Below are 12579 nucleotides of genomic sequence, written 5' to 3'. Positions count from 1 at the left end.
GATTATGAAGATCATCATGCTGGGAGCACCCGGCGCAGGAAAAGGGACGCAGGCGAAAAAGATCGCGGACAAATATGGGATCCCGCATATTTCGACCGGTGACATCTTCCGCGCCAATATCAAGAACGGCACGGAACTCGGAAAGAAGGCCAAGACCTATATGGATCAGGGACTTCTCGTACCTGATGAGCTTGTGGTTGATCTGGTAGTGGATCGGGTGAAACAGGACGACTGCGCGAACGGATATGTCCTCGATGGATTCCCGCGTACGATCCCCCAGGCGGAAGCGCTGGACGCGGCTCTTGCTGAGATGGGGCAGAAAATGGACTATGCGATTAATGTGGAAGTGCCCGATGACAATATCGTAAACCGTATGTCCGGAAGAAGAGCCTGTGTTGACTGCGGAGCTACTTATCATATTGTATATGCCCCCACGAAAGAAGAGGGGATCTGCGACAAGTGCGGCGGCAGCCTTATCTTACGGGATGACGACAAACCGGAGACCGTTCTTAAAAGACTGGGTGTTTATCATGAGCAGACACAGCCTCTGATCGAATATTATACACAGGCGGGGATTCTCAGAGAGGTTGACGGCACGGTTGATATCGATGATGTATTTGCCAATATCGTAAAGATTCTGGGGGAGCAGGCCGGATGAAGCTGGAACCGGGAATGCTGGTAAAGTCAAAGGCAGGACGGGACAAAGACAAGATTTACGCTGTTGTATATGTGGAAAATGAATATGTGTATGTGGCGGATGGGGAGAAAAGACCCCTCCGCCATGCAAAACGCAAAAACAGCAGGCATCTTCAGCCTATATTGAAGATGGGAACTGCCGGCGGTACAGATGACAGCTCCATATGTGAGGCCATCAGGCAATATGCCGCGCGGGTGGGCTGTAACGGAAACACCCCGGACAGGGGAACATCGTATGAGAGTCTGGCAGAGGGGCCAGGGCGCAGGAGGAATTAATATATGTCAAAAGCTGACGTAATCGAGATCGAGGGAGTTGTAGTGGAGAAACTTCCAAACGCAATGTTTAAAGTGGAACTGGAGAACGGGCATGTTGTTCTCGCCCACATCAGCGGAAAGCTGAGGATGAATTTCATCAAGATCCTGCCGGGGGATAAGGTGACGCTGGAAATGTCTCCGTATGACCTGAGCAAGGGAAGGATTATCTGGAGAGATAAATGATCGAAAGCGCTTCTTAAAAGCGGAAAAATTAACAGTTGACTTCAACAAGCATTTGATGCTATACTGTGAGATGGTCACGATTGGGATGGTGTGCCCAAACGACCGGGAAATGCAGGCAAAGCAAAGAAGGGAAGGAGGATTTGACATGAAGGTTAGATCATCAGTAAAACCAATTTGTGAAAAATGCAAGATTATTAAAAGAAAAGGAAGCATCAGAGTAATCTGTGAAAATCCGAAGCATAAACAGCGTCAAGGCTAGAACACTTAGTGCGAAAGCAGATACCCCGAATGAAATGAGGGTGTATCTTCCTTATGCAGATATAGGCGCACGGACGAGTGGCGATTGGTTGAAAATATATCAATCGATGCTAACGGATTTTAATTTAGGCGGCTGACAGCGCGACACACAAGGCAGTGTGTAGGGCTGTTTCATATACAAGTAAGGATACACCGCACCTGTAACAGGTACCGCAGGGCGCGTGTTCTGGCATTTTCACGACAGGACTAAAAGACATGACCAGGGAAAATGCGATTGTATATTGCTTCTAATACCCGGCATTTGCATTGGCGGATCATGAAGAAAGGTCCGTGCCGGGAAAGGGCGCGAAGAGAAAAACGCGCCTGGGCTGGGATATCGGGCGGATGATGCCTCTGCCTTAAAGCAGGAGGTGTGAAAGCCTGGTAGGATGCAGAACACCAGCGGGCATAAAAAGCCTTTCAGAGCATCCGCAGCCTCAGTTAAAGTAAATATCAACAAAGAAAATGGAGGAAAGACACATGGCTCGTATTGCAGGTGTAGACTTACCAAGAGACAAACGTGTAGAAATCGGGTTGACTTACATTTACGGAATCGGAAGAGCAAGCTCTAACCGCATCCTGGCAGAGGCCGGAGTGGATCCGAATACCCGCGTAAGAGATCTTACAAGTGAGGAAGTAAAGAAGATCAGTGCAGTAATTGATGAGACTCAGATGGTGGAAGGTGATCTCAGAAGAGAGATCCAGCTCAATATCAAGAGACTCAAAGAGATCGGATGCTACCGTGGAATCCGTCACAGAAAAGGACTTCCGGTACGTGGTCAGAAGACAAAGACAAATGCAAGAACTTGCAAGGGTCCGAAGAGAACTGTAGCAAACAAGAAGAAGTAGGCCGAAAGCAACTTAGTGAAAACGAGCTGAAAGCGAAGTTTGAATTTAGTGCGAGGCCGTTCGCGAACCTTGGCGAATGCGTGGCATGAGCTTAGTTGAGCGAACCACCTTTTAAGAAAAAAGAAAGTAGGTTAGTTTAAATGGCAAAGAAGGTTGCAAAAAAAGTAACAAAAAAGCGTGTCAAGAAAAACGTTGAACGAGGGCAGGCACATATCCAGTCATCTTTTAATAATACGATCGTTACATTAACAGATACACAGGGAAATGCTCTTTCATGGGCAAGTGCCGGCGGCCTGGGCTTTAGAGGTTCAAGGAAATCTACTCCGTATGCAGCGCAGATGGCGGCTGAGACAGCGGCTAAGGCTGCTCTGGTACATGGGCTTAAGACTGTAGACGTATTTGTAAAAGGACCGGGATCAGGCAGAGAGGCTGCCATCCGTGCCCTTCAGGCGTGCGGTATTGATGTCGTGAGCATCAAGGACGTAACTCCGGTTCCGCATAACGGATGCCGTCCGCCTAAGCGCAGAAGAGTATAATTGCGGTTCTGATCACTGATGGATAACGGAAAGTAAAAGTGAAAGCGGGCAGATACCGCTTGTGTATGAAATTAGGAGGATAGACATGGCAGTAAACAGAGTTCCTGTTCTTAAAAGATGCCGTTCATTGGGCATGGATCCGATTTATCTTGGCATCAATAAAAAATCTAGGAGACAGTTGAAAAGATCAAACAGAAAGATGAGTGAGTATGCCCTTCAGCTTCGTGAGAAGCAGAAAGCAAAATTCATCTACGGTGTTCTGGAGAAACCTTTCAGAAATTACTATGCTAAGGCAAAACAGATGGAAGGTATGACAGGTGACAACCTGATGAGACTTCTTGAGTCCAGACTGGACAACGTTGTATTCCGTATGGGATTTGCCAGAACAAGAAAAGAAGCAAGACAGATCGTTGACCACAAGCATGTGCTTGTGAACGGCAAACAGGTGAACATTCCGTCTTACCTTGTAAAGGCCGGAGATACGATCGAGATCAAAGAAAACAAAAAAGGCTCACAGAGATACAAAGAGATCCTCGAAGTGACAGGCGGAAATATGATCCCCGACTGGCTTGACGTTGACTCCGAGAATCTGAAAGGGGCAGTAAAAGAGCTTCCGGCAAGAGAAGCTATTGATGTTCCTGTAGATGAGATGCTGATCGTCGAGTTATATTCCAAGTAATATCGGCTGCGGCAGTGTATGAATCCCTCAACATTTTAAAACCCATAAGGAGGGTCTGTGTAGTGTTTGATTTTAATAAACCGAATATTGAAATTACGGATGTTTCAGATGATAAGAAGTATGGCAGATTTGTCGTTGAGCCTCTGGAGAGAGGTTATGGGACAACGCTTGGAAACTCCCTGAGAAGGATCATGCTCTCTTCTCTGCCTGGTGTGGCAATCAGCTCGGTGAAGATTGACGGCGTGCTCCATGAGTTCAGCTCCATACCGGGAGTAAAAGAAGACGTGACAGAGATCATCATGAACCTGAAATCTCTGGCGCTTAAAAGCACATCTGATTCCGATGAAGTGAAGACCGCATATATCGAATATGAGGGCGAGGGTGTTGTGACAGGAGCCGATATCCAGGTGGATTCCGATATTGAGATCGTGAATCCGGAGCAGGTCATCGCTACACTCAGCGGCGGGAAAGACTGCAAGCTTTACATGGAACTTACTATTACAAAGGGCAGGGGATATGTAAGCGCGGATAAGAACAAGACAGAGGACATGCCAATCGGCGTGATCCCGATTGATTCGATCTATACACCGGTGGACCGTGTGAACCTGACAGTGGAGAATACCCGTGTGGGGCAGATCACGGATTATGACAAGCTGACACTGGATGTCTGGACAAAAGGCACCATGCTTCCGGATGAGGCTGTCAGCCTTGCGGCGAAAGTCCTGAGCGAGCACCTGAAACTCTTTGTGGATCTGTCAGAAGTTGCGCAGTCAGCGGAAGTCATGATCGAGAAAGAGGATGACGAGAAAGAGAAGGTTCTTGAGATGAGCATTGATGAGCTGGAACTTTCTGTCCGCTCCTACAATTGTCTGAAGAGAGCCGGGATCAATACCGTGGAAGAGCTTACCAATAAAACTCCGGAAGATATGATGAAAGTCCGTAATCTGGGGCGCAAGTCTCTGGAAGAAGTGCTTGCGAAGCTCAAAGAGCTTAACCTGGAATTAAATCAGGACGATGAATAGCATAAAAGGTCCTGAAACAGTCCGGGGAATCTTAAAATGAGATATCCCGGGGGAGAGAATACTCTGCCGGTAAGCCCGAAGAGCGCGGCAGGGGCATTTGATTAATAAGCCCGAAGATGCATAACCAAATGTGTGGTTATAGTTCATGCATACATTGGGCGGGAGAAGAAAACATGCTTGCATGTTTTTTCGAGCGGACATATGTATGCTCTGAGCGCCTGCTCATGAGCAAAAAAGCGGCGGCAGCCGTGGGCAGCACGTAAGTGCGGTTTTGCGAATGACGCGTCTGAACTATAACGGAAAGTTTAGGAGGATATTTAAAATGGCAAAGTATAGAAAACTTGGCAGGACATCGAACCAGAGAAAGGCATTGCTGAGAAATCAGGTAACAGCGCTGTTAAATAACGGAAAGATCATTACAACAGAGGCAAAGGCAAAAGAAATCCGTAAGATAGCAGAAGGCCTGATCGCTATGGCTGTCAGAGAGAAAGACAATTATGACGAAGTGACAGTGACAGCGAAAGTTGCGCGCAAGGACAAGGACGGCAAGAGAGTAAAAGAAGTCGTAGACGGAAAGAAGGTAACGGTCTATGACGAGACAGAGAAGAAGATCAAGAAAGATCAGCCCAGCAGACTTCACGCAAGACGTGAGATGCTCAAGGTTCTCTGCCCCGTGAAGGAAGTTCCGACAAAGGCTGCCGGAAAGAAAGCCAACACAAAGAAAGTAGACATGGTGGAGAAACTCTTTACAGAGATCGCTCCCAAATATGAAAACCGTAACGGCGGTTACACAAGAATCGTCAAGATCGGCCAGCGTAAGGGCGATGCGGCCATGGAAGTTCTGATCGAACTCGTTTAAAGATCAGAAAGAGAACAGACTGAGTAAAGAAAAACAGTTATAAAGAGAAAATTTACCGCCGGGTAAATAAAAGCGTTGATCCTGTATCATTAGGCCATAGAAGATACAGGTTCAGCGCTTTTCTTTTGCGGCGGCAGGTAAAGCATCTGATTATATATTTCAAAAGAGAAGAAAGAGAGGATGAAATTATGGAATGGGTATGTTTGATCATTGCAGGCGGACTGGAAGTGTTCTGGTCTACATGTATGAAATTTTCTGAAGGATTTACAGATTTGAAGTATACAATCCTGACGGTTGTCGGAATGATCTTCAGCTTTCTGTTCCTCTCCCAGGCAACAAAGCAGCTTCCTCTGGGAACTTCGTACGCCATCTGGACCGGTATCGGAGCGCTGGGCGCGGTGATCGTAGGTATCGTGCTATTTAAGGAGCCGGTGACGGCGGCCAGGATCTTTTTCGTATCACTGCTGTTGATCGGGATTATCGGGCTGAAAGCGACATCGGGGCATTGAAGAAATATAGTGTATAAAATAAAAAATGACTGTCTGCCAGCTCAAAACGTGTATTTACAGCACGTGCCAGAGCATTTCGGGTGATTCCTCTTTTATCCATATGTTCTTTCAAATGTATTTCTACATGTCCGTAATTATTAAAAGTATAAAGAGTATTTTCCATTGATGTGATTTCAGTTTCATATTACAGGGACAGATCAGACAGGCATGGGAAGCAGAGAAAATGGTGCCACCCCGCAGACAGGGGATACCTTGAAATTAGGATTGTACGTGCTTATCTTGTTTATGAGTGGATTCATAGCCATAGCTTCTGCTATCCTGAAAAGGAAAGAGAAAAAAGGATAAATCTTATGTAAAAAGCTTCCGGCAGTTGAGAGCGTATATCTAAGAAAGGGACAGTTAACAGTAAGTTGACGGTCCCTTTTTCAATTTTGGGGGATTACTGTGGTCTTGTTAAAAATACACAAATAAAAGCAGAAAAATAATGTTAAAATATTAACAAATATCATATTGACAATTATTTAACGATGGGATTATACTAAGGTCAGACAGAAAAACAGATTTAAAAAATAACAGGAGGCGTTATCAAAATGGCAGCAAAGAAGGAAAAAGCGACAGTGCCTGAGTTTATCGACAATGTAGAGGCGCTGGAAGCTAAGATGAAAGCGATGCGCGAGGCGCAGAAAGTTTTCGCCACATTTACTCAGGAGCAGGTGGACAAGATTTTTTACGAGGCAGCTATGGCGGCTAACAAACAGCGTATCCCCCTTGCAAAGATGGCAGTAGAGGAAACGCAGCGTGGTGTCATGGAAGACAAGGTGATCAAGAACCACTATGCGGCAGAGTACATTTACAATGCGTATAAAAATACAAAGACCTGCGGCGTGATCGAAGAGGATCCGGCTTACGGCATTAAGAAAGTAGCAGAGCCGATCGGACTGATCGCGGCAGTGATCCCCACGACAAATCCTACTTCCACAGCAATCTTCAAGACTCTGATCTGTCTGAAGACAAGAAACGCGATCATCATCAGTCCCCATCCGTCGGCGAAGAAATGCACGATCGAGGCCGCGAAAGTAGTGCTTGACGCAGCAGTAAAGGCCGGAGCTCCGGAAGGGATTATCGGATGGATCGACGCTCCGTCTCTGGAGCTGACCACAACAGTTATGAAGGAGTCGGATCTGATCCTGGCGACCGGAGGGCCGGGAATGGTGAAGTCAGCATACTCCTCTGGTAAACCTGCTCTCGGAGTTGGCGCGGGGAATACACCGGTCATTATTGACGAGACGGCAGATATCAGGATGGCGGTAAATTCTATCATCCATTCCAAGACATTTGACAATGGAATGATCTGTGCTTCTGAACAGTCTGTGACTGTAATGGACAGTATCTATGATGAAGTAAAGAAAGAATTTGAGTACAGAGGGTGCTATTTCCTGAAACCCGGCAAAGAGCTTGACGCGGTCCGTAAGACGATCATCATAAACGGCGCGCTGAACAGCAAGATCCCCGGGAAGTCCGCGTATGAGATCGCGAAGTTGGCAGGAGTGAAAGTGCCGGAGAATACGAAGATCCTCATCGGCGAAGTAGAGTCTGTTGATATTTCGGAAGAATTTGCTCATGAAAAACTCTCGCCTGTGCTTGCCATGTACCGGGCGAAAACATTTGACGAAGCGCTTGAAAAAGCAGCGCAGCTTGTGGCAGACGGCGGATACGGGCACACCTCATCCCTGTACATCCATCCGGCAGAGAAGGAGAAGATCCAGAAACACTATGAGGCGATGAAGACCTGCCGTGTTCTGATCAATACCCCCTCCTCCCACGGCGGTATCGGCGACCTGTACAACTTCAAACTGGCTCCGTCGCTGACCCTCGGATGTGGATCCTGGGGCGGGAACTCCGTATCAGAGAACGTTGGAGTAAAACATCTTCTGAATGTGAAGACTGTTGCCGAGAGGAGAGAGAATATGCTGTGGTTCAGGACGCCTGAAAAGGTATACTTTAAGAAAGGCTGCATGCCGGTTGCTCTGGATGAGCTTGGCACAGTGATGCACAAGAAGAAAGCGTTTATCGTGACAGATACATTCCTTTATAAAAATGGATATGCAAAGCCCATCGAGGATAAACTGGATGAAATGGGAATTCAGCATACATGTTTCTACGATGTGGCACCGGATCCGACACTGCAGTGCGCGGAGGAAGGCGTGAAACAGATGAGATCCTTTGAGCCGGATACGATCATCGCACTGGGCGGTGGGTCCGCGATGGACGCGGCCAAGATCATGTGGCTGATGTATGAGCATCCGGAGGCAAACTTTGAGGATATGGCCATGGATTTCATGGATATCCGCAAGAGGGTGTATACTTTCCCGAAGATGGGAGAAAAAGCTTACTTCGTGGCGATCCCCACATCTTCTGGAACTGGATCTGAGGTGACTCCGTTCGCGATCATTACAGATGCCACAACCGGTGTGAAATGGCCGATCGCGGACTATGAACTGCTTCCGAACATGGCGATCGTGGATGTGGACAATGCGATGACCGCACCGAAAGGATTGACAAGCGCGTCCGGTATCGACGTAATGACACATGCCATCGAAGCTTATGTATCCATCATGGCGACAGACTATACAGACGGCCTTGCCATGAAGGCAGTGAAGATGGTATTTGAGAATCTGCCGTCTGCCTATGAGAACGGCGCAAATGATCCGAAGGCTCGTGAAGCAATGCACAATGCATCCTGTATGGCCGGTATGGCATTTGCCAACGCGTTCCTGGGAGTCAATCATTCAATGGCACATAAACTGGGCGCTTTCCATCATCTGCCACACGGTGTCGCAAATGCGCTAATTCTGACAGAGGTCATGAGATACAATGCGGCAGAGGCGCCGACAAAGATGGGAACATTCTCTCAGTATCAGTATCCGCACGCTCTCGCAAGATACGCGGAGCTGGGACGATTCGCGGGCTGCAAGGGCAATACAGATGAAGAAGTTTTTGAAGATTTCATTGCAAGACTGGAGGATCTGAAAGAAAAGATCGGTATCAAGAAGACAATCAAAGATTACGGTATTGACGAGAAATACTTCCTGGATACATTGGATGATATGTGTGAGCAGGCATTCAATGACCAGTGTACTGCGGCAAATCCGAGATACCCGCTTATTAAGGAGATCAAAGAGATCTATCTGAAATGCTATTATGGTAAATAGATGATGTGGTAAAGTGATAAAAGGGGCCGTGTACCTGTTAAAAGGGGACAGGCCCCTTTTAACAGGTACACGGCCCCTTTACTAATAATGATAAAAAAATAACAATAAATATAGAACAAAAAAATTAGTTAAAAATTATACAAAAACATCTGATAGGGGTTACTTTGCAGGGATTTCTGATGTATAATGAGACCATCACAAAGGCAGCAGAAAGTTGAATTGAGGAGGAACACCCTATGAAACTGGAAGAAAAAAATATTATTGTAAAACGTCCTTACAAGACTGTCTATAAATGTGATGACAGTATTGTAAAAGTTTTTGCAGAGTCTCACCCTAAATCAGATGTATTTAATGAGGCATTGATTACTTCGAGGATCGAAGAGACCGGACTTGACATCCCAAAGGTGAAAGGAGTTACTCAGATTGAGGGGAAGTGGGCAATCGAGATTGAATATAAATCCGGAAAAACGCTGGAGGAGATGATGCGGTCGGATAAGAAAAACATAGAAAAATATATGGAAGATTTTGTTGATCTTCAGATCCAGGTGCATAAAAAAGTATCGCCTCTGCTCAAAGGAATGAAAGATAAGATGTCCCGTCAGATCAACGGGCTCAAAGAGCTGGACGCGACCACTAGGTATGAGCTTCTGACCCGGCTTGAGAGTATGCCGAAGCATAACAAAGTCTGCCACGGCGACTTTAATCCCAGTAATGTGATCGTAGGAAAGAACGGGAAGATGACAGTAGTCGATTGGGCTCATGCGACCCAGGGAAATGCCAGCGCCGATGCTGCAATGACCTATCTTTTATTTGCCCTGAAAGATCAGGAGACGGCAGATCTGTATCTGAATCTGTTTTGTAAGAGAAGTGATACAGCGAGGCAGTATGTGCAGCAATGGCTTCCGATCGTGGCTGCTGCCCAGCTTACGAAGGATAATGCGCTGGAAAAGGAATTCCTGATGAAATGGATCGATGTTATCGATTATCAATAAGATGATATTGACGGCGAGGTCAGATCCGAAAGCTGACCGACAGCCGAACTGCTGATCTGATATAAACCTCCTATAGCAGTACGTGGCAGGCGCCATACACGTTTTTGTTAAATACGGTATGACGCCTGCCATCTGTTTAAGGTCGTTTCTTTGATAATAATATTTATTTTTTACAACTGTGCTGCAGCGCTTATTCTGCGCGGCTCAGAGAAAAAATAAATTCTGTGCCTACACCTTCAGTGCTGATCACGTTGATATGTTCGTCGTGCGCCTGGATGATCTCCCGGACAATGGAAAGTCCGAGCCCGGTTCCTTTTTTATCTTTCCCGCGGGAAAGATCAGATTTATAAAAACGTTCCCAGATCTTATTCTGCTCTCTCCTGGGGATCCCGATGCCATGATCTTTTATGGAAACATACACTTTGTCATTTCTTCCGGTTATCTCAATAGTGACAGTAGATTCATTTTCGCTGAATTTTACCGCATTATCGATGAGGTTGTAAAGCACCTGCTGAATTTTGCGTCTGTCAGCATAAACGAGGACTGTTCCGGGGAGAAGGAGAAGCTCTATGGAAATATGTTTCGGTGTACAAACGCCCTCAAAGGACGCGGCAGTATTTTTGATCACTTCCTGAATATCAAATTTTTCTTTGTCCAGCATAAGTTCTTTTGTATCAAATTCATTCAGGGTAAGGAGATCTCCCGTTAAATCTGTAAGGCGTTCTGTCTCAAACAGGATAATATTGAGGTATTTTCCATAAAGCTCCGGCGGGATTGTTCCATCGGCCATGGCCTCTACATACCCCTTCATTGAAGTAAGAGGGGAACGAAAATCATGAGAAACATTTGCCACAATCTTCTTTTGATAGTCATCCATATCACTTAGCTGAGCTGACATATAATTCAACGAGGCAGAAAGATAGCCCATTTCATCGTGGGATGTAACGGGAATTTCATAATCCAGATTTCCCAGAGCGTATTGCTGAGCGGCCTCAACGATCCTGCGCAGCGGGCGGTATACAAGAAAATGAAAGCCCAGAAGAAAAATAAAGGACAGGATATAAATGACGCCCAGAGAAATATAGATCGGCACCATGATCGGCCGGCATCTTTCTTCGATACTGGATACCGGCGAATGGATAAGAAGATATCCTTTTGTGGAAAATCCCTGGGTGACCGGCGCCATTACAGTGATGACTTCTTCGTCAAAGTATCCGTGGTAAGTACCGGAAATATACTGATTTCCTCCAATTTCTGCGGGATCAAATTCCTCGATGGCTTCGGGCGCGGAAGTATTTTCTATATTGGAAGATGTGATCATGGTTCCTGTACTGTCCACAAACCACAGAGAAGATTCCAGATACAGACGCATTGCGGCCAGCTGTGCCTGCACGGCGTATATGGAGGAATCATCTGTAAAATACGAAGGAAGATAATCGCTGGCAATCAGGGTGGCCTCCCGGTAAAGAGTTCGGGAAGTGTCTTCCTCGAGCCGATTTGTCACAAGCTGTGTTGTGAGAGTAGCTGTTGTGAACAGACACAGGAAGCCGAATATGATATATAAAGCGATAAATTTAAGGTGAAGTAAACTTTTCATGGCAACGCTTCTCCGCGTCCGGCTCTGAACCGGACGATATTTCGTTTCAATTACTATTTTGTCTCGAATTTATAGCCGATCCCCCAGACTGTGCTCAGACTCCAGCGAGGATGATCCTTGATTTTTTCGCGGAGCCTTTTGATATGTACATCTACAGTACGTGTGTCACCGATATATTCGTAGCCCCAGATCCGGTCCAGAAGCTGTTCCCGGGTAAACACCTGATTTGGAGAAGAGGCAAGACAGTAAAGCAATTCCAGTTCTTTAGGCGGCATTTCCACATTTTGTCCATCGCAGAGAACAGAATAGTTGGTAAGATTGATCACCAGATCTTCGTACTCAACGCATTTTGTCTTGTCCTCTGTTTTTTCCTGACGGACGGGCTGGTAACGTCTCAGGACAGCGCGGACTCTGGCCACCATTTCTTTGGAATCAAACGGCTTCATGATATAGTCGTCTGCACCCAGCTCCAGGCCAAGAACCTTGTCGAATACCTCGCCCTTGGCTGACAGCATAATGATTGGGGTGGATGAATGCGCCCGGATCTCGCGGCACACCTGATAGCCGTCGATCCCCGGCAGCATCAGATCCAGCAGGATCAGGCTGGGCTGGTAAGTTTCAAAAGCGGACAGAGCATCTTCGCCATTATATACAATCTTCGTGTCAAAACACTCCTTCGTCAGATAGAGGGAGATCAGTTCTGCAATGTTCTCATCGTCATCTACGATCAGAATCTTCTGTTTTCCGGGCATGTTCAGTACCTCCTTATAATTGATGTCAGAATATTCAGAATACATTGGAAAAAGGGGACAGGCTCCTTTTAACAGGTACAC

At 46.4% G+C, this 12579-nt stretch carries 15 protein-coding genes; 13 read left to right on the top strand and 2 right to left on the bottom strand.

The genetic code is table 11. The features are described from left to right. Positions 1-4 precede the first annotated feature (4 nt). The 13 genes from BQ7367_RS02285 to BQ7367_RS02230 all read left to right on the top strand — a co-directional run bounded on the left by BQ7367_RS02285 (position 5) and on the right by BQ7367_RS02230 (position 10149). On the top strand, positions 5-658 hold the full coding sequence (locus BQ7367_RS02285) for an adenylate kinase (RefSeq protein WP_072524021.1): 654 nt from the start codon (positions 5-7) through the stop codon (positions 656-658). Beyond that, positions 655-972, top strand: coding sequence for a KOW domain-containing RNA-binding protein (locus BQ7367_RS02280; RefSeq protein ID WP_072524020.1), 318 nt, complete (start codon positions 655-657; stop codon positions 970-972). The genes BQ7367_RS02285 and BQ7367_RS02280 overlap by 4 nt, the downstream gene beginning before the upstream one ends. A gap of 3 nt (positions 973-975) precedes the next feature. Then, positions 976-1194, top strand: a complete 219-nt coding sequence (gene infA / locus BQ7367_RS02275) for a translation initiation factor IF-1 (protein WP_072524019.1) — start codon at positions 976-978, stop codon at positions 1192-1194. 145 nt (positions 1195-1339) lie between these two features. After that, on the top strand, positions 1340-1453 hold the full coding sequence (gene rpmJ / locus BQ7367_RS02270; RefSeq protein ID WP_003497809.1) for a 50S ribosomal protein L36: 114 nt from the start codon (positions 1340-1342) through the stop codon (positions 1451-1453). A gap of 518 nt (positions 1454-1971) precedes the next feature. Then, positions 1972-2340 (top strand): 30S ribosomal protein S13, encoded by a 369-nt coding sequence (rpsM, locus tag BQ7367_RS02265; protein WP_072524018.1) that lies wholly within the window; start codon positions 1972-1974, stop codon positions 2338-2340. Positions 2341-2480: 140 nt separating this feature from the next. Continuing rightward, positions 2481-2876 carry a 30S ribosomal protein S11 gene (gene rpsK, locus BQ7367_RS02260; RefSeq protein WP_072524017.1) on the top strand — a complete coding sequence of 132 codons (396 nt, stop codon included), beginning with the start codon at positions 2481-2483 and terminating at the stop codon, positions 2874-2876. Between the two features lie 85 nt (positions 2877-2961). After that, positions 2962-3555: a 30S ribosomal protein S4 gene (gene rpsD / locus BQ7367_RS02255; protein ID WP_072524016.1), complete on the top strand. Its 594-nt coding sequence runs from the start codon at positions 2962-2964 to the stop codon at positions 3553-3555. 62 nt (positions 3556-3617) lie between these two features. Continuing rightward, positions 3618-4577: a DNA-directed RNA polymerase subunit alpha gene (locus tag BQ7367_RS02250; RefSeq protein WP_072524015.1), complete on the top strand. Its 960-nt coding sequence runs from the start codon at positions 3618-3620 to the stop codon at positions 4575-4577. A 322-nt stretch (positions 4578-4899) separates the two neighbouring features. After that, positions 4900-5436 (top strand): bL17 family ribosomal protein, encoded by a 537-nt coding sequence (locus BQ7367_RS02245; protein ID WP_072524014.1) that lies wholly within the window; start codon positions 4900-4902, stop codon positions 5434-5436. Between the two features lie 188 nt (positions 5437-5624). Continuing rightward, the gene (locus BQ7367_RS02240; protein WP_072526038.1) at positions 5625-5945 is read left to right on the top strand and encodes a DMT family transporter; all 321 of its coding nucleotides are present in this window, start codon (positions 5625-5627) and stop codon (positions 5943-5945) included. 207 nt (positions 5946-6152) lie between these two features. Then, positions 6153-6290, top strand: a complete 138-nt coding sequence (locus BQ7367_RS14410; protein WP_159431612.1) for an LPXTG cell wall anchor domain-containing protein — start codon at positions 6153-6155, stop codon at positions 6288-6290. Between the two features lie 245 nt (positions 6291-6535). After that, the gene (gene adhE / locus BQ7367_RS02235; RefSeq protein ID WP_072524013.1) at positions 6536-9157 is read left to right on the top strand and encodes a bifunctional acetaldehyde-CoA/alcohol dehydrogenase; all 2622 of its coding nucleotides are present in this window, start codon (positions 6536-6538) and stop codon (positions 9155-9157) included. Between the two features lie 236 nt (positions 9158-9393). Next, the gene (locus BQ7367_RS02230) at positions 9394-10149 is read left to right on the top strand and encodes an aminoglycoside phosphotransferase family protein (protein WP_072524012.1); all 756 of its coding nucleotides are present in this window, start codon (positions 9394-9396) and stop codon (positions 10147-10149) included. Positions 10150-10339: 190 nt separating this feature from the next. On the opposite strand, the gene BQ7367_RS02225 is transcribed toward BQ7367_RS02230, so the two are convergent. Both BQ7367_RS02225 and BQ7367_RS02220 read right to left on the bottom strand, forming a co-directional pair. Continuing rightward, positions 10340-11746, bottom strand: a complete 1407-nt coding sequence (locus BQ7367_RS02225) for a sensor histidine kinase (protein WP_072524011.1) — start codon at positions 11744-11746, stop codon at positions 10340-10342. Positions 11747-11799: 53 nt separating this feature from the next. Further along, positions 11800-12498, bottom strand: a complete 699-nt coding sequence (locus BQ7367_RS02220; protein WP_072526037.1) for a response regulator transcription factor — start codon at positions 12496-12498, stop codon at positions 11800-11802. Between the last annotated feature and the right edge of the window lie 81 nt (positions 12499-12579).

Origin of the sequence: Clostridium sp. Marseille-P3244 (genome assembly GCF_900120155.1) — a bacterium.
GTDB lineage: Bacteria > Bacillota > Clostridia > Lachnospirales > Lachnospiraceae > Mediterraneibacter.
This window is presented reverse-complemented; position numbering and strand designations above follow the sequence as displayed.